This window comes from Spirosoma areae (assembly GCF_054781775.1).
Genome location: NZ_BAAGTT010000016.1, coordinates 476,162 through 491,560, shown reverse-complemented (window position 1 = coordinate 491,560; position 15,399 = coordinate 476,162). Strand labels below are relative to the sequence as shown.

Annotated in this window: 18 protein-coding genes and 1 tRNA gene; 7 read left to right on the top strand and 12 right to left on the bottom strand. The window is 47.3% G+C overall.

What is annotated here, in order from left to right; all coding sequences use genetic code 11:
- Positions 1-27 precede the first annotated feature (27 nt).
- From ACYVI1_RS08190 to ACYVI1_RS08175, 4 genes are all read left to right on the top strand, one after another.
- Positions 28-1,089 carry a glycoside hydrolase family 43 protein gene (locus ACYVI1_RS08190; protein WP_460908681.1) on the top strand — a complete coding sequence of 354 codons (1,062 nt, stop codon included), beginning with the start codon at positions 28-30 and terminating at the stop codon, positions 1,087-1,089.
- 66 nt (positions 1,090-1,155) lie between these two features.
- The gene (locus ACYVI1_RS08185) at positions 1,156-2,304 is read left to right on the top strand and encodes a cellulase family glycosylhydrolase (RefSeq protein ID WP_460908679.1); all 1,149 of its coding nucleotides are present in this window, start codon (positions 1,156-1,158) and stop codon (positions 2,302-2,304) included.
- A gap of 216 nt (positions 2,305-2,520) precedes the next feature.
- A tRNA-Asp gene (locus ACYVI1_RS08180) sits at positions 2,521-2,597 on the top strand.
- 115 nt (positions 2,598-2,712) lie between these two features.
- The gene (locus ACYVI1_RS08175) at positions 2,713-3,897 is read left to right on the top strand and encodes a tyrosine-type recombinase/integrase (RefSeq protein ID WP_460908677.1); all 1,185 of its coding nucleotides are present in this window, start codon (positions 2,713-2,715) and stop codon (positions 3,895-3,897) included.
- A gap of 243 nt (positions 3,898-4,140) precedes the next feature.
- Here the strand turns inward: ACYVI1_RS08175 and ACYVI1_RS08170 are convergent, their stop codons facing one another.
- The 5 genes from ACYVI1_RS08170 to ACYVI1_RS08150 form a co-directional block, all read right to left on the bottom strand.
- Positions 4,141-4,917 (bottom strand): hypothetical protein, encoded by a 777-nt coding sequence (locus tag ACYVI1_RS08170; protein WP_460908675.1) that lies wholly within the window; start codon positions 4,915-4,917, stop codon positions 4,141-4,143.
- Positions 4,918-5,243: 326 nt separating this feature from the next.
- Positions 5,244-5,930 (bottom strand): nucleotidyltransferase domain-containing protein, encoded by a 687-nt coding sequence (locus tag ACYVI1_RS08165; RefSeq protein WP_460908673.1) that lies wholly within the window; start codon positions 5,928-5,930, stop codon positions 5,244-5,246.
- Positions 5,931-6,166: 236 nt separating this feature from the next.
- The gene (locus tag ACYVI1_RS08160; RefSeq protein ID WP_460908671.1) at positions 6,167-6,334 is read right to left on the bottom strand and encodes a hypothetical protein; all 168 of its coding nucleotides are present in this window, start codon (positions 6,332-6,334) and stop codon (positions 6,167-6,169) included.
- 11 nt (positions 6,335-6,345) lie between these two features.
- On the bottom strand, positions 6,346-6,549 hold the full coding sequence (locus ACYVI1_RS08155; RefSeq protein ID WP_460908669.1) for a hypothetical protein: 204 nt from the start codon (positions 6,547-6,549) through the stop codon (positions 6,346-6,348).
- Positions 6,550-6,592: 43 nt separating this feature from the next.
- Positions 6,593-6,937, bottom strand: a complete 345-nt coding sequence (locus ACYVI1_RS08150) for a hypothetical protein (protein WP_460908666.1) — start codon at positions 6,935-6,937, stop codon at positions 6,593-6,595.
- Between the two features lie 494 nt (positions 6,938-7,431).
- On the opposite strand from ACYVI1_RS08150, the gene ACYVI1_RS08145 reads away from it, so the two are divergent.
- The 3 genes from ACYVI1_RS08145 to ACYVI1_RS08135 all read left to right on the top strand — a co-directional run bounded on the left by ACYVI1_RS08145 (position 7,432) and on the right by ACYVI1_RS08135 (position 10,216).
- Positions 7,432-8,028, top strand: coding sequence for a recombinase family protein (locus ACYVI1_RS08145; RefSeq protein ID WP_460908664.1), 597 nt, complete (start codon positions 7,432-7,434; stop codon positions 8,026-8,028).
- Between the two features lie 170 nt (positions 8,029-8,198).
- The gene (locus ACYVI1_RS08140) at positions 8,199-9,248 is read left to right on the top strand and encodes a GmrSD restriction endonuclease domain-containing protein (RefSeq protein WP_460908661.1); all 1,050 of its coding nucleotides are present in this window, start codon (positions 8,199-8,201) and stop codon (positions 9,246-9,248) included.
- Entirely contained in the window at positions 9,245-10,216 is a 972-nt protein-coding gene (locus ACYVI1_RS08135; RefSeq protein WP_460908658.1) for a hypothetical protein, read from the top strand. Before ACYVI1_RS08140 ends, ACYVI1_RS08135 begins: the two co-directional genes overlap by 4 nt.
- Here the strand turns inward: ACYVI1_RS08135 and ACYVI1_RS08130 are convergent.
- The 7 genes from ACYVI1_RS08130 to ACYVI1_RS08100 all read right to left on the bottom strand — a co-directional run bounded on the left by ACYVI1_RS08130 (position 10,213) and on the right by ACYVI1_RS08100 (position 15,394).
- Complete coding sequence (locus tag ACYVI1_RS08130; RefSeq protein WP_460908656.1) at positions 10,213-11,157, bottom strand: BsuBI/PstI family type II restriction endonuclease; 945 nt, start codon at positions 11,155-11,157, stop codon at positions 10,213-10,215. The genes ACYVI1_RS08135 and ACYVI1_RS08130 overlap by 4 nt on opposite strands.
- Positions 11,154-12,635 (bottom strand): Eco57I restriction-modification methylase domain-containing protein, encoded by a 1,482-nt coding sequence (locus ACYVI1_RS08125; RefSeq protein ID WP_460908654.1) that lies wholly within the window; start codon positions 12,633-12,635, stop codon positions 11,154-11,156. Before ACYVI1_RS08125 ends, ACYVI1_RS08130 begins: the two co-directional genes overlap by 4 nt.
- A gap of 235 nt (positions 12,636-12,870) precedes the next feature.
- Entirely contained in the window at positions 12,871-13,056 is a 186-nt protein-coding gene (locus ACYVI1_RS08120) for a hypothetical protein (protein ID WP_460908652.1), read from the bottom strand.
- Positions 13,057-13,173: 117 nt separating this feature from the next.
- Entirely contained in the window at positions 13,174-13,299 is a 126-nt protein-coding gene (locus tag ACYVI1_RS08115) for a hypothetical protein (RefSeq protein WP_460908650.1), read from the bottom strand.
- Positions 13,300-13,304: 5 nt separating this feature from the next.
- Positions 13,305-13,952, bottom strand: a complete 648-nt coding sequence (locus tag ACYVI1_RS08110; RefSeq protein WP_460908648.1) for a hypothetical protein — start codon at positions 13,950-13,952, stop codon at positions 13,305-13,307.
- Positions 13,949-14,728, bottom strand: a complete 780-nt coding sequence (locus ACYVI1_RS08105) for a hypothetical protein (protein ID WP_460908646.1) — start codon at positions 14,726-14,728, stop codon at positions 13,949-13,951. Before ACYVI1_RS08105 ends, ACYVI1_RS08110 begins: the two co-directional genes overlap by 4 nt.
- Complete coding sequence (locus ACYVI1_RS08100) at positions 14,729-15,394, bottom strand: hypothetical protein (protein ID WP_460908644.1); 666 nt, start codon at positions 15,392-15,394, stop codon at positions 14,729-14,731.
- Positions 15,395-15,399: the final 5 nt, after the last annotated feature.

Genomic DNA, 15,399 nt, shown 5'->3' with positions numbered 1-15,399 from the left:
TGTCATAGAACTCTTTTTCTTTTGTCTATGAAGCTCCTTCAACGCCTGTTTATGGCGGTTGCGCTATGTATGGCAGGTCAATCGCTGCTGGCCCAGCGCACGTTTACCAACCCCATTAAAAACTCTGGCCCCGACCCCTGGGTGCTGCAAAAAGATGGCTGGTATTACTATATGAATACGACCGGCCGAAACTTAACGCTCTGGAAAACCCGGAACATTGCCGACCTCGCTACTGCCGAAAACAAGGTCATTTACACCCCCCCGGCTGGCAAACCCTATTCTAAAGAATTATGGGCACCTGAAATCCACTCCTTTAATGGCCTGTGGTATATTTATTTCTCCGCCGATTCGCTCAATAACCTATCACACCGGGTCTGGGTCATCGAAAACGCGTCGCCCGATCCCATGCAGGGTGAGTGGACAATGAAAGGAAAAATTGGCGATAAAGCCGACCATTGGGAAATCGACATGTCGGTGATAGACTACAATGGTCAACTCTATGCCGCCTGGTCGGGCTGGGAAGGGCCAGCCAACGGGCGGCAGGACATTTATATCGCTAAACTCAAAAACCCCTGGACCGTCGACGGCGACCGGGTTAAAATCTCCCAGCCCGATCAACCCTGGGAGCAGCATGGCGACGTGCCCCAGGAGTGGCAGAAAAACGGCGAAGTGCCGAAGATATACGTGAATGAGGGGCCGGAATTTCTGCGCCACGATAATAGGCTGTTCATTGTTTATTCGGCCAATGCCTGCTGGCTCGATTACTGCCTCGGACTACTCACCTACAACGGTACAGGCGAATTGACCGACCCGAAAAGCTGGACGAAGAGTTCGCAGCCGGTTTTCACCCAGGCCCCCGAAAATAACGTTTGGGCGCCCGGTCATGGTGGTTTTTTCCGCTCTGCCGACGGCAACGGCGGACCAGGTACCCAGGATTGGATGATTTACCACGCCAATCCCTCGGCAACCGATGGTTGCGGCAACAAGCGTGCTCCGCATATTCAGCCCTTTACTTGGAACGCCGACGGGTCTCCTAACTTTGGCAAACCAGCGCCTAAAACGCCAATGCCCGTCCCGGCGGAGCGATAGTCACGGATAGGTTTTTACAAAATAATTTAACGTACATTACCCTTAAATCCCCTTAATTTATCAAGTATGAATCGCTTTCTGTGTATCATTTTTCTGTGTATTTCTACCTGTTCGCTGGCACAGTCTACCACCCAAACGAGCCGCTGGTCGGCGGATAAAGCCAATGCCTGGTATGCTAAAGAGCCGTTTCTGGTGGGTTCCAACTATGCCCCGGCCAACGCCATCAACGAATTGGAGATGTTCCAGGCGGAGAGTTTTGATCCGAAACTAATTGACCAGGAACTGGCTTTGGCAGAAGGCATCGGCATGAACACGATGCGGGTGTTTCTGCATGATTTGCTATGGCAGGACCCAGCCGGTTTCACCAAACGGCTCGACCAGTTTCTGACCATTTGTGCGAAGCATAAAATACGGCCTATGCTGGTGCTGTTTGATTCGTGCTGGGACCCGTATCCTAAACTCGGCAAACAACACGAACCGACGCCGGGCATTCATAATTCGGGCTGGGTGCAAAGTCCGGGCGCCGATGCCCTCTCGGATGTTTCGCAGTATCCGCGTCTGGAAGCCTACGTGAAGGGCGTGGTGGGTGCGTTTAAAAATGACAACCGCGTTCTGGCCTGGGACATCTGGAACGAACCCGACAACGCAAACGACAACAGCTACGGCCAGAATCACACCATCAAGACTGAATTACCCAAAGAGCGCAAAGTAGCCATCGTCACGAACCTGCTGCCCCAGGTATTTGGGTGGGCGCGTAGTGCCGGAGCCACGCAGCCGCTCACATCAGCGCCCTGGCTTTTTGAGGGAACACATGATTGGGGCAATCCGGCTAAATGGACACCGATGGAAAAAGCGCAGTTCGAGAATTCAGACATCATTACCTTCCACCAATATTCCAACGCCGATGCGCTGGAAAAAATGATTCCGGTATTGCAGAAAATGGGGCGGCCCATTATCTGCACCGAATTCATGGCGCGGGGCGTTAACAGCAAATTCCAGACGCACCTGCCCATTGCTAAAAAAGCAAAAATCGGCATGATTAACTGGGGCTTTGTGGCGGGCAGAACGCAAACTTTCTTACCCTGGGATAGCTGGCAGAAACCCTACGTAAATGGTCGCGAACCGGCGGTGTGGTTCCACGAGGTTTTCAAACAGGATAACTCTCCCGTCGACCCGGCCGAAGTAGCGGCCATTAAACAGGCTACTGCGAAATAATTGAATGGGCTGGCGTGGTGCCATAAAATTTGCGTGAACAAACCATCTGATTCCCAATGAGTAGGGGCCTGTAGCCGAATGCAGTCGCAAACTTTTTCGGGCAGGTTCTTGCACAGCATACGGAGAAACGCTACTTTTGTGCCACGATTAAGGAAAACGGCAGCACGGTCGGAATGCCGCATCACCGCCGTTGCGGTTTGTACTTAGTTAAAAAATGGTTCGGTAGTTCAGTTGGTTAGAATACCTGCCTGTCACGCAGGGGGTCGCGGGTTCGAGCCCCGTCCGGACCGCCAAAATCTATAAACCCCGTCAAACAGCACGTTTGACGGGGTTTTCTGCTTCCTAATCACTTCCGAATGGTCATCAATACCGGACAACGAACCAAATTCTTCCGAATAACTTCCGACCGTGAAAACATCTATCAAGCTGATTATCAAGGATGATTACATTAAAAAAGATGGCACGTCTCCCTTATATCTCCAAGTGTTTCTTGAGCAGGAAATGGTTCGATTTCCGTTGGAGTTAAATTGGCCACCGGCCTACTTTGATAAGAAAACGGGAAGGCTAAAGCCCCGCGAAAAGAATGATAAGGACTGGAATGATTACCAGTTGATCATCCAGACGCAAAAAGCACGGGTCAATGAGATTTTTAAATACTATCGACTGTCAAACAAATCCCTCACCCTGGAGCAATTAAAAAAAGACTATTACAACTGGCGGACAAAACAAGACTTTTTAGTATTCTGGGCTAATGAATTGGAAGATCGTTATAAGCGGAAAAAGATAGAACGATCTACCTACAACAGCCAAAAGGCAGGATTGAATAAATTGCAGGATTTTCAGGCGACAATTAGCTTCAATGAGTTGACACCCAAGTTGATTGAGAATTATAAAGCCTGGTTGAAAACGAAGCTAAAGAATGCCCCGACTACCATTGAAAAAAATGTAAAGGATATTCGCACTTACGTACATCTAGCCATTGCGGACGGTATTGCAATGGATAATCCGTTTAAGGTGGTTAAAGTCCGGCAACTGGAAACCTTGCCGGAAGTGCTGACCATCGAACAGGTTGAGCAACTGATCGACTTATATTATAAAGTTGAGACTCCTGCGAACTGGAAACGGGTATTACGACACTTTCTATTTAGCTGTTTTACCGGCCTACGTATTAGCGACATTCAACGGGTTCGCGTCGATCATATTCAGGATGGTTTCTTAGTTTTTCGACCTCACAAAACGCGCAACAAGAAAGTCAAATCTGTAACGATTCCGTTGCATGACGTAGCTCTAACGTTTGTTAGTAGTATTGCTGGAAAGCTATTTGATACGTTTTCTGAACAACATTGCCGGGATATTTTAAAGGATATCGCCCGGCATATGGATTGGTCAATTCGACCAGGAACGCACACGGCTCGACATACTTTTGGTACTAACTTTATTCAGCTTGGGGGCGATGTAGTTACCCTAAAGGAATATATGGGACATTCCAAGATTCAGACCACCATGCAGTATGTGCACATCAACGAGCAGCGTAAGAAAGATCAAATAAGCGTGTTTGACCGGTTCCGACGTAACGCCAATAAAACAGAATAATATTTTTCAACTCGAAGGGAGCCGAATAGGTATTTAGTTATTAGCACTTCATGAGTATTCATTGATTTTTGTATCGATATGGTAGCAAATGGTAATATGTTATGGCAACAACCTATTTCCAAGTTGTACCAAAAGGAAGTATTTCGAACAGCTTTACTTATATATTATACCAGCATTTTTAGTGACTAGTAAACTGTTTGGTCATCTCCTTGTAGTTTGGCAACCACAAAGGTGGCACGGCTACTAGCCTTTTTCAATTGCCCAACACGCTCTTAAGCCCCTTTTTAATAAGACTGCTTCGGATGAAAATTTATCATTGTTGTAACTAATCAAGGCGTCAAGGACTGGTAATGAATCATATTGTTCGCGCAATTGCCGTTTTTGGTCTTCAGAATTTGGACTTTCCTTTAAAAATGTATCTAACTTCTCCATCAACTCCTTCATATTTCCAATAAACACACTAATGTTTTCAACAATACGTGGGTCATCCTTACCCTTCTTCTCTATATAAGCTTTCGATAAAAAGTAAGTTGCAGCCAAGTAAAGGTTAAGATGTGTATCAAGAAGATTAAAGTCTCCTGCTGGGTCAGTAGTCCTTAACGTATTATTCAAAATAACGGCTAAGCCTTTAAAAGTTTCTAATTTAATATCATTAAAACTTTCCTCGTGTTCAACAATCCTTTCTTCTAGATTATCTTTTACTACTCCTATTTGCTTTGAAAAATAACCGTAAGTAAATAGCCCAGCAAGAGCTAATGCTATTCCAACAAGCCACTCAAAATGACTCCCTTGCCGGTCCACTGCCATTACGTAAAAGTCTTCTTTTGCCCGAAAGTAATATAGCTCTTTATTCAGTGAATCATTAGTCCGAAGAAGCTTTTGAAGACCAGCAGAAAGGCTATCTAATCGTCTAACCATTAAGGCTTGTTTCACCTTCAGCGAATCGGTAGGCGTTGGCTTGGCCTGAACCATTGATGCTAACAGGAACAGGCCAATTAGTATCCATAGTGTAGTTTTCATAGAAGCGAAGTTATACATCAATTAGCCATAGAAAGATGTAATCGCTAAGTTAATATAATTGGGAACAGGTGAATATGAAATAAAATTATGTAGTTACTAATAACTTTCTAATTGATTACAATTTGTTGTAAAGCAAAATTCATACAGGATATTACCACAACTTCTAGTACTGAAAAAAGTCCGAACTTTTCGGTATAAAGTGTAATTAATAACATATTATGGTATTTGCTAAAAACAGAATAATATTTTGTGATAGGTCTCTAAAATCGCTCTTCAGCACATCAGCCATAACCCGTTCGTACCCGAAGATCATGAGCAGTAAGGGTTCAGTTGGTTAATTCATTGACTGGAAACACTTGCTTGGTTCGTGTTAATTGCAACACTTCATCCTCTTCGGTATGTAGGCTTAGGTAACGAGAGCGATTTTTTAAAAATGTCAACACATCTCTACGAGCCAGCGAAAATTGGCCCAGTGTATCCGATGGAATCGAACGGCCCTGGTTATGAACATACCTTAAGTATTCCATATTTTTTTGCCCCTGCTGAGTCCCATATTTCGGTGTTATTGTCACGCCAATGTCTAAATCACTTAATTCATTGACATCAGCATTAAGGTAGCTGCCAAAAACGACCACCTTAGTAATCGTGTAGGTAAATACCGTACTTTGATTGGCCGCATGAACCCGGCCTAATAATTCATTCAGTAAAGCAGTGGCTTTTTCCCGTTTCATGGGGGGCACCGCTCTGGCCAGGGCCAGCGACCGACCCAGGTCCGAGAGTCGATACCAGGCTTCTTTTGCATCATAAGCCCGTCCGAACGTATCTTCTGTCATTCGCTCAATCAGCCCTCGTTGATGCAATTCATCCACGTAGTGTTTTGCTTGTCTGGCATTGAATGTAAACACCTTCATGACAGCCTGCACATTAAGATCCCAGCGCAGATGCCGTTTAAAGAAGTCTCTGGTTTTTAGGATTGGGAGACCGCCAATCGTACTGGTTTTATCAAGGCGCATCTGGTTTACGTTTTAGGCTTAGTAGAATCAATAAACACCTTGATGAAGTAAAGCGCAATTCTATACGACAAGATGCGCATTTCCAGCCAAAGTCTGACGTGTTTAGAGGGTGTAGTAAACTCTCCTGTCAATAAATCGTTCTGGATTACAACAAAATAGCCTTACACCAACGGCATAAGGCTATCCTTCATCAGCATAACGCCTGCACAAGAAAGTTCATGAAGCCGGTTAGGGAGTTAGTCAATAATGACATCATCCCCGTATAAGTCACGGATCCGCTGCTCAAGCGTTGACTGCTTGGCCCGGTCATTCTCCGCTTTACTCTTCGCGGCTACCCACACGAGGGTGCCGACAAGCGCCACCCCCAGCAGGGTTAACAAAACTATCGTGAGCGTTCTCATCATCCACCACTGGTTTAGTCGTCGTCTTCCTCGTCATCCAGATTCATATCGGCCTGGATACACCGTTCTAAGCGGGTAATTTCTTGTATGTCGGTCTCGCTCAGGGGTACGCCATCGGTCGTTAACAGGTCAAACAAGTTGCCAGTAACCGGATTGGCAGCCACCGGCATCATTGGTCGAGGAGCCGGTTGAGAAACTTGGGTTAGGTTTATGCTCATGGGAGTAAGTAGGTACACCTCTTGAATCACTGTCGTTATAGCCTTATTTTGTAGGCTTCTTCAAAATCAACACCACCAGCACCGTCGCCACCAGCAGCAGCCCACCGATGACGCCCACCAGCATCAGCGTGTCGGTTCGTTTTTCGTCGTTAAACTTGGCCAGGGCCGCTTCCCGCTCCTGGGTCAGCCTGGTTAATTGAAGCTGAAACTGGGCGTCGGATAGACTCGCATCGTTCATCAACCCTTGCAGCTTGACCTGGTAGTCGCCCTGAATTTTGGCTTTGTCATTTTGCACAATGCCCAAGCCAATGGTACCGGCGGAACTGACCAGTGAACTACCCGTGCCCCCACTGCCAAAGAAGTAGGACCAAAAATTACCCTCTTTCATGGCTTCTTGCGTTTTTTGGTGACGAACCTGGCAATGACGATGCCCACCAGCTCACGTCGGCGGTCGGGGAGGTGTTTTGGCGATCGAAGGCGATTTCGGCGATCATGGTCCTAATTCGATGATACTTGATCCTAGCGGGGGTCGAACGTCCGTCTGCCCCATTAACAGAGGTGGGGCAGTTCGTAGACTGAGCAGGCGTACAAACCAACCCATTCTACAAACCGCCCCCCGGTTTAGCTGCTCAAACGTAGGTAGGCCCCAAACTCGATATATTGCAATTAGGAGTAAACCGCCTGAAAATCGTAGGTTAACTCCTGTTTATCAGCTTTAAGTGCCTATTTGTTGACGAAAAAAGCCGATAAGGAGGAGAATATGCACCGGAAAAAACGAGCGTCTACACCCGTCGATTCGGCCAAACACAAGGCACGGCTATTTTCGGCGCAATTCCACCGGAAAAACACCGTATATTTGGTTTTTACCGAATCAGCGTCCACATGCCTAAAATATACTCGTATTTGCGCGTCTCGACCGAGGATCAGGACTTGGAGAAAGACCGGATGCTGGTGCTCGACTACGCCAACCGGCTGGGCGTGGGTCCGGTCCACTTCGAGACCGAAAAAATCAGTGGCAAAACTTCTTGGCAAAAACGAAAGGTGGCGAGCCTGATCGCTCAGCTTCAGCCGGGTGATCTGTTGATTGAGCCGGAGATGTACCGCATGGGCCGTAGTCAGTTGGAAATTCACCTGATGGCCGACGCCATCCGCCGGAGCGGAGCCACGATGCACTTGATCCGGGAAAATATCGTGCTGGATGGCTCGCCTATCGCCGATCTGATATTATCCATACTGGCGGGTACGGGTCAATTCGAGTTGCGGTTGACCTCCGAACGTACCAAAGCGGGTTTGCGCCGGGCCAGGGCCGAAGGCAAGCAATTGGGCAGGCCCACCGGTCCTGGCAAATCAAAATTAGACGAGAAGGCGGTTGAGATCCGGTCGTTACTGGCCAATGGCTCCACTAAGAAGTTCATTGCGGGTCGGTATGGCTGTTCGGAAAGTACGCTGCACGAGTGGATTAAGAAGAAAAAAGTATAATATGAGTGGCTATGAGGGCGGTTTTCTTCTTTCGGCACTGGTCGAGCGCGGCCAATAAATGCAAACGTTTGTTTTTCTTTCCGCTCTCGATCTCGGTGTAATGAGCCGTGACTTGGGTGTATATTGCATCACCTAACAATAACGGGCAAACCGCCCGGCTAAATCAACTTATGCAAAGGCAACCAACTATACATCAAGTGAGCTGGCTTTTAGATCTAAAGAGCAATGGCCAACTAGACTTAAATCCTGCTTATCAAAGAAAGAGCGTATGGAGTGTAAAGGATAGAAAATTTTTCCTTGATACCATTTTTAGAAACTACCCAACTCCACCCATATTCTTACATCGTGAAATGGACGATTATGGCAAATCCACATACCATGTAGTTGATGGCAAGCAGCGATTAGAAACTATATTAGATTTTGCTGAAAACAAAATTGCTATTGATGCTAATTTCGGCGATGCGAATTTAAACGGCAGAAAGTTCAAAGACATACCAACTGAATTTAAGAGGAAATTATGGGATTATATTCTGGTTGTAGATTACGTGGAAAGCATCAATGGAAATAGCATCAATGATATTTTCGATCGAGTTAACCGCAACGCCAAGAATTTAGAGCCACAAGAATTAAGGCATGCCAGATATGACGGATGGTTTATAAAATTAGTTGAAAACGAAGCTTCAGAGCCTTTTTGGGTAGACTTCAAAATAACAACCTCAGGCCGCGAAAAACGCATGAAGAATGTGCAGTTTATCTCGGAGCTTTTCTTGGTAATTATTGATAGCAAGATAGTAGGCTTCAATCAAGACTATTTAGATAAAAATTATGCCGAATTGGATTCTCCAGAAGAAGAAAATCCTGACTTCGACACTGAAGAATTTATCTACAAAAAGGAACGAGTCAAATCGTTGATCGAGGCTATAAATGGAGTAAATAACTGTGTCTTGATATATACCAAGTCACAGGCCCATTTCTACACTCTGTGGGCGTTAGTAAGTCTAAATTTAGACCGTATTCATCAACTTGGACATAAAGAGTTCGCAACAAGGTATGCTGACTTTATGCATTCGGTTGGAAAGGTTCCAACTGATAAATTGGATACAAGAGATAAAGCCAATTTAGATCCTTATACAAAATATGCGATGTTTTCCGGTGGTGCGTCAACAGATGCCATGCCTCGATATGAAAGGCTTCATGCATTATCTTTAATACTTGAATGAAAATAGTACTTACTGTCGAGCAAGTATACCTTGAGCAATCCGCTATAATCGAGAGGCTAAAAGACCGAGTTGACAAGCTTATAACTGGCATTAAAAAACCTTCTTGGCATTACTATAGCCGTATCAAAGAAAGAGAAAGTTACGCCCTTAAATTAGAGACTGGTCGTGTATCAGACCCGAAAGGATGTGAGGATTTTTTTGCTTGTACGCTTGTGGTTGAAAACCTCTCTCAAGTACATGTTGCTCATGAAAATATTCATAACAAGTTCGATATTATCGAAAAAAGGCCCAATAATTCCAACTTCACCCACAAAGACCCTTCATCATTTCAGTTTGATGACCTGAGACTATATATTAAGTTGCGACAGGTAGAAGGCATTGAACCTACCCCCTTAGATAACATTGTATTTGAACTGCAAATAAAGACGTTTCTTCAACATGCTTGGGGAATAGCGACTCACGATTTAATCTATAAATCAGAAACGATCAATTGGCCTAAAGAAAGAGTTGCCTATCAAATCAAGGCTATGCTCGAACAAGCAGAAACAATGATTAGTGGAATAGATAAAATTATTGAGATACCCGAGCTTGCTAAAGAAAATGCAACGACAAAGGCATTGAATAAAATAATAGAAATGCTGAAATCGACATTCCCGAGCGAAGAGCTACCCAAAGACTTAAATCGGCTTGCCAGGATTACCTATGATTTAAAAAGGAATTTACATCTCGAAATCGACGCAATTAAAGAAGCTATAGATAAAGAATCTGAACAAGGCAGGGGCACAAACCTACGGAACTTGTCCCCTTATTTTGTCGTCACTCAATGTTTAATAAATCAGCGTACGCAAGTAGTCCAAGACTATATAAATAAACCTAATCAGAAATATAAGCTGTTTATCACACCTGAACTGGATGTCAGTAAATTGGATCTAATGCAATCCTTGAACTGCATCTTTTTGAAGGCTTAGCCAGAATAGGGTCCCAAAAACCGCTCGCCGTTGAAATGGATTAGGTGACTTGGAGCCTCGGAAACCCACACTTCGGTTTCCCACGATATTTCGGTCAGGTAGCGCGCCATAATCGAGCGCGACGGGAAAGCGGTCACATAAACCAAGCCCGGTTTGGCCTTTTTAAATAAGTGCGCTAACTCGCTGTGCCGCTTTCCATCCACCGGCCCGTGGCTGGTAACGGATTCAACCAGGACAAGCCAACCTTTGGCCGGGTAATACAAAACCACATCTGGCATTTTGCCGTGGGTATCGACAGTAACGCCCAAATCTGCTAACAAATCCTTGTCGAAGTACCCCATCTTTTCCCCGGTATCTCCGGCGTAGATCAGCACGGCACCAGGCACGAAACGTGGGGCAAATTCTTCGATGATGGCTTTGATGAGTATGCTGTGTATGCCTGGGCTTACTTGTATTTCCTTACCCTCCGCAATTTGAATCGGAATTTTCTGCAAATCCCGTTCATGGGCATATTTGGCAACCAACGTTTGCCGGACTGACAAATAAGCGGCCAACCGATCCGACCAGTCGGGCGTTCTGAATGCTTGAATCAGCGCCAAAGCATCAGGCTCGACCTGGTACACCGCTTTAGGGCTATTCACCGGGCGGCTTGGTGCATCAGGATTGTATAACGCAAGGCCAGCATCCACGAATTGGTGCATGGTCTGTCGCCGAACGGTTTCCCGTGTGTTGGGAGCGTAGACCTTGCCGTAATGCTGAGCAGCAAATTCCATAATGGGCGTGATGCCGATTAACGGGGCGGTAGCGTCCTGCCACGTCTTTTGGGGTGTCAGATCCAGCAACGCTAATAGGCTTAGCGCAGATCGTTCATTCTGCTGCGCCCGCGGCAATCCGAATGCCACGATGATTTCTAAAGCCTCATCAAGTAAGGTGTGGGTCATGAAATAGAAGCGACTTTCTTATCAATAGCGGCCTGCTCAAATGCAGGCATTTTTTTTGCCCAATTACCCAGGCTCTCCAATGCTTCCTGACTGGGATATTTGAGCAAACGTAGATCCGTTGCGTTTACTTGAGTGTGTCCGTTGAACTGCCGAAAATATTGGTCGATCAATGATGAATTAAGATAAACGGCGAGCCCTAAAGCCAGCGGTTCCGTCAAACCCTGCTTCTTTGAATGAAATATATTGAGGTGGTTTTCAAAACCGTAGTGAGAACCCGGCAGTTCCTCTGGGCTTACCACTCTGGCCACGATACGTTTCTTTTCTTCTTTCGAGGAAAATCGTTTTACGGCCGCGTAAAACCCTGCAGGGTATAGCCACTTTGCCGTTTCTGTGTTGTAGTCAATGGCATTCGCTTTCTTGAAATCTGGCTTTGGCCAGTTCATGCTTTTTTCTCCGAAATGTGCCGGGTAGAGCAAAGGAACGCTTAATTCGTCGGGCTGCATCCGTAGATGCTCTTTCACCCGAAAATCGACAACCGGGCCGGTCGATACGGTAAGACCAATCTGCGCTAGTGAATACCTAAAGGCTGTTGGTAATTCTAAGCCGTTTTCCTGATGACTTGTCGGTATGTGAAAAACCTTTTCCGAGTTGGCTTTGACAATCTGGTCAAAATTGAACGCGGTAGTCTGCAGGTCGTTGAATGTATCATCGGTAGACGTGGATATAGTTACCTGGGCTTGCGGCTCACCTTTGACCAGGTGAATAACGATGTTTTCCTGCAAAACGGCATCTTCCCCAAATGCCTTGGAACGAGATTTAAACAAGTGGATTTGCTGAATGGACGTTTCTGCAAGTAACAGATCGCGAAAAGGCCGATAGTACGGGCCATTGCAAAAGCTACGGGGAATGATGGCCACGATCTGTCCGCCCTGCTTCATCTGCAGCACCGATAAGGCAACAAAAGCCGTGTACATATTGACCGTTTCAATCCCTGCGATACGCAACAATTGCCGGTGGCTTGACTGGCTATTGATCTTCTTATAAGGCGGATTCAAAATTGCGTAATCGAAAGACGAATTTCGGCCGGACTGCAGCCGCAAAATTGTGTCCTCAATGAAATCTTTAGCCTTTACCTCAGTCGATAATTTGACGCCGAAACTCAACGTAAAATTTTGGTAATCAGCCAGGTTAGTTTCGAGTATCCGTAGCAAGGTAGGGTCTATTTCATAAGCTGTGGCTTGAATTTGACGGAAGCCTCCCCACCCCGTTTGTACCCGTTCCAGAAAGGCCGCAGTGAGTGATCCAACACCCGCCCCTGCATCTAACAGCGATACACTTTCATGCGCACCCTCAGCGAATAAGGAGGCCATAAAACGAGCAATACGGCTGGGTGTCATGAACTGACCAAGCTGGGCGCGTCGTTCATGGTTTAAACCGGGACTGACTTCCCGACGAATGGTGTCAATTTGATCGAACATCGGCCGAAGTTAGTCAAATTTCAAACGTCGGCTGTGGCTAAGGTGTGAGTCAATAAGGCTTCTATGAGTTGATTCAGTGTTTGGTACCACTGCAAGCCGTATTTAGCGAGTGGAGTAAGCGGCAACGGTCGTTCGTAGTTTATAATACCCAAACGAAAAAAATACTTATTCTTGCTAAAGGAAGTAGGACGTAATCTTCTGAATATCGCACGGTTATAGATGAGGTCAACAAAGTCTACTCCTTCGTTTCTTCGTAATCCGTGACGAATTTATCCATGATGAACTTGACGACGGGCGGGTTAAGTAGTTTCCGGTAAGGAACCCACCCCAACCGGATCATGTCGATCCAATCATCGGGGGTGAGCAAACATTGAAACAGCGTCACGTCTTTGTAGCCGGCGCGCCTAGCGATATCGGTCATGAAACAGGGGCGATACTTCTGATTGATGGCCATTGGTCATTTGTCTTGTTTAGAAAGCTTTCTCTCACTCAGTTTGGCCGTTATACACGCCTTGAGCACCTGCCTGATATTACACGGCTAGAAATACCAGTAAAATGTACCCTCACTTTCCTGCTCGGCTCGCCGAATGCGATAGAGCGTCGATAATGAAAGCGTGACTAAATTGGCCGCTTTGTCGTAATCCGGGCAGCGTTTTTTCGCCATCGTGCTTAATTGGCTGCGGTTATATCAAGCACGCGAAAGGCAAGTTTGGGCTGCTCCGGGCGGGGGTATAGTCGCTCGTTCTCCGCTTTGATCTCCCCCATCGCCCACTCAATCAGGTGCGGTACCGGTACTTTGGCTGGCAGTTTCACATCGGAGGTTTTTCGTAAGATGATGTACTCCGAATGGCGAAACAGGAAGGGAGCGGGTTCGGCCAGGCTATGCAGGTTAAACAGGTAGTCGTTGCACAGATTGCGGCTGTTGAGAATCAATTTCCGCACCGGCTTGCTCAGGTTGCCAGCCATGTAGGTGGTGGCGTCCTCGAAGACCACAAACGCATTCCGCACAAACTCATTAACCTTGGTAAAAAACTTGTCGATGTCGTCCGACTCCCGACAGACAAAAAAGGGGTGCGCTTCCTGTCTGGCTAATTGATTAAACCGGGGTAGATCCGCAAGTAACAGGGGCAGATAGATGTCATATTCGGCCTGTGAGCCGACATCAAAGACCAGTATGGGTTTGCCCTGCTTTTTCCACATTTCGACCTGAATGTTGATGCTGCCCTGCGTTTTGCCCGTTTTCTTGGCTCCCACGGCCAAAAAAATGGACGACGCTCGTTTTTTGTTGTCCAGGTCGGGAATAATCAGCTTATTCATAACGGATTAGATTCTAAGCAGAACGGTTTGGTGCTGCGACCCTGCCAGTTGACGCCCATTTCGGCCCGTTCGCTATCGAGGTGAATGCCGTAGAATTCCGGAATCAGGTGGCGTTTCCCCATGGGAAAGGCTTTAGAAAACACCACGTCGGTATGATCAGCGCCCACGCTGTTTTCCGGGTAGCGGGTAATGCCCGATCCGGCCGGGTGCCAGAGCTGAAAGAAACCAATCGGAAACCACCCGTCAGGTTGGTTGTAGTGCGCGACCCGGCTCCCCAGAGGAAAGGCGCGGGCCTGCACCAGGTAGTACAGTTCGTGCATGGCCACCGGCCGGGCCAGGTAGTTGATCCAGTCGCGGTAGCTGTGGCATAGCAACCGGTCCAGGCCGTAGATGGCTTCTTTGTCCAAATGAATCGTATCGAGAATGTGCCGGGTCCAGGGCGGCAAATAGATGTCCGAATCCAGATGGACCACCCAGTCACAATCGCCCAGGGCGGCTAAGCCTATGTTGATGCCCCGCGCCTTGTTGAAGGTGGCTCCGTCATCAAAGAAACAGTCGGTTTGAATGCACTCCACCCGGTAATACGCACAGACGTCACGGGTAAACCGGTCGGCTTTACTGGTCACAATGACGTAGCGGTCAAAGTGGTGGCGGTTGTGGGGCAGGGTTTGGACCAGAAAATCACCGTAGTTCACGCAGACGCTCACGGCGTCGATGCGTCGGCGGGTCGTACTCAGTGTACAGGGGGTGTAGTCGGTGGGCTTGGGAGCGTACATTTAGCGCATGGTTTTATCGACCATTTTGTTGACGGTCATCATACTGACTTGCATCAGGGGAGCCATTGCCTTGATAATCATGATCTCGAACAGGGTTTCGGCGATACTGCCCGTTTTCAGAGTGCCCCGTTTGTTTTTGGCCTTCAGGTCCGCTTCGATGGCCCGGCGCAGGAGCGTGAGCTGCGCGTCGGTCAGGCGGGCTTCCTCATCGGCCTCTTCTAAAGCTTCTTCAAAGTCATTCCAGCGTTCACGGGCGGCATGGTAAGGATGATCCATCTCGTAATGCGGCAGGTTGCCCGTCGCCTTCAGGTAATGATCGTACTCTTTGACGAGTTGCTTATCGCCCTCTCGTAGCTTCTGATACGCCGTGTAGCGGTGAATGAAGCCAAAGAACAGGGCAATGATGGCCCCCCACATCTCCGCTTTGGACTCGGCCTTTGTCTTGATCTCCTCCGGGGTAAGTGGTACGTAGGGTTCGTCATCGGGATCCGTCTCGACCGGCGTGGGTGTAGCTTGTGTCGCTCTGGGGCGAAAAAGATTCGCCAAATCAAACGGAGATTCGTCGGCAGGGGTAGCCAGAGTTTCGACCAACCGGGGTGCTTCGTTGAGCATGTCCGACAGGGGCGATCCGGACCGGGTTTCAACCAATTGGGCAAGTGGCGTCATGGGCA

Excerpts from the sequence above, each read along its gene's own strand:
- ACYVI1_RS08145 (WP_460908664.1), top strand. The coding sequence starts at position 7,432 with ATGCCTAAAATATACTCGTATTTGCGCGTCTCGACCGAGGATCAGGAC.
- ACYVI1_RS08100 (WP_460908644.1), bottom strand. The coding sequence starts at position 15,394 with ATGACGCCACTTGCCCAATTGGTTGAAACCCGGTCCGGATCGCCCCTG.
- ACYVI1_RS08125 (WP_460908654.1), bottom strand. The coding sequence starts at position 12,635 with ATGTTCGATCAAATTGACACCATTCGTCGGGAAGTCAGTCCCGGTTTA.
- ACYVI1_RS08120 (WP_460908652.1), bottom strand. The coding sequence starts at position 13,056 with ATGACCGATATCGCTAGGCGCGCCGGCTACAAAGACGTGACGCTGTTT.
- ACYVI1_RS08165 (WP_460908673.1), bottom strand. The coding sequence starts at position 5,930 with ATGCGCCTTGATAAAACCAGTACGATTGGCGGTCTCCCAATCCTAAAA.
- ACYVI1_RS08170 (WP_460908675.1), bottom strand. The coding sequence starts at position 4,917 with ATGAAAACTACACTATGGATACTAATTGGCCTGTTCCTGTTAGCATCA.
- ACYVI1_RS08155 (WP_460908669.1), bottom strand. The coding sequence starts at position 6,549 with ATGAGCATAAACCTAACCCAAGTTTCTCAACCGGCTCCTCGACCAATG.
- ACYVI1_RS08190 (WP_460908681.1), top strand. The coding sequence starts at position 28 with ATGAAGCTCCTTCAACGCCTGTTTATGGCGGTTGCGCTATGTATGGCA.
- ACYVI1_RS08130 (WP_460908656.1), bottom strand. The coding sequence starts at position 11,157 with ATGACCCACACCTTACTTGATGAGGCTTTAGAAATCATCGTGGCATTC.
- ACYVI1_RS08140 (WP_460908661.1), top strand. The coding sequence starts at position 8,199 with ATGCAAAGGCAACCAACTATACATCAAGTGAGCTGGCTTTTAGATCTA.
- ACYVI1_RS08150 (WP_460908666.1), bottom strand. The coding sequence starts at position 6,937 with ATGAAAGAGGGTAATTTTTGGTCCTACTTCTTTGGCAGTGGGGGCACG.
- ACYVI1_RS08105 (WP_460908646.1), bottom strand. The coding sequence starts at position 14,728 with ATGTACGCTCCCAAGCCCACCGACTACACCCCCTGTACACTGAGTACG.
- ACYVI1_RS08115 (WP_460908650.1), bottom strand. The coding sequence starts at position 13,299 with ATGGCGAAAAAACGCTGCCCGGATTACGACAAAGCGGCCAATTTAGTC.
- ACYVI1_RS08135 (WP_460908658.1), top strand. The coding sequence starts at position 9,245 with ATGAAAATAGTACTTACTGTCGAGCAAGTATACCTTGAGCAATCCGCT.
- ACYVI1_RS08110 (WP_460908648.1), bottom strand. The coding sequence starts at position 13,952 with ATGAATAAGCTGATTATTCCCGACCTGGACAACAAAAAACGAGCGTCG.
- ACYVI1_RS08160 (WP_460908671.1), bottom strand. The coding sequence starts at position 6,334 with ATGATGAGAACGCTCACGATAGTTTTGTTAACCCTGCTGGGGGTGGCG.
- ACYVI1_RS08185 (WP_460908679.1), top strand. The coding sequence starts at position 1,156 with ATGAATCGCTTTCTGTGTATCATTTTTCTGTGTATTTCTACCTGTTCG.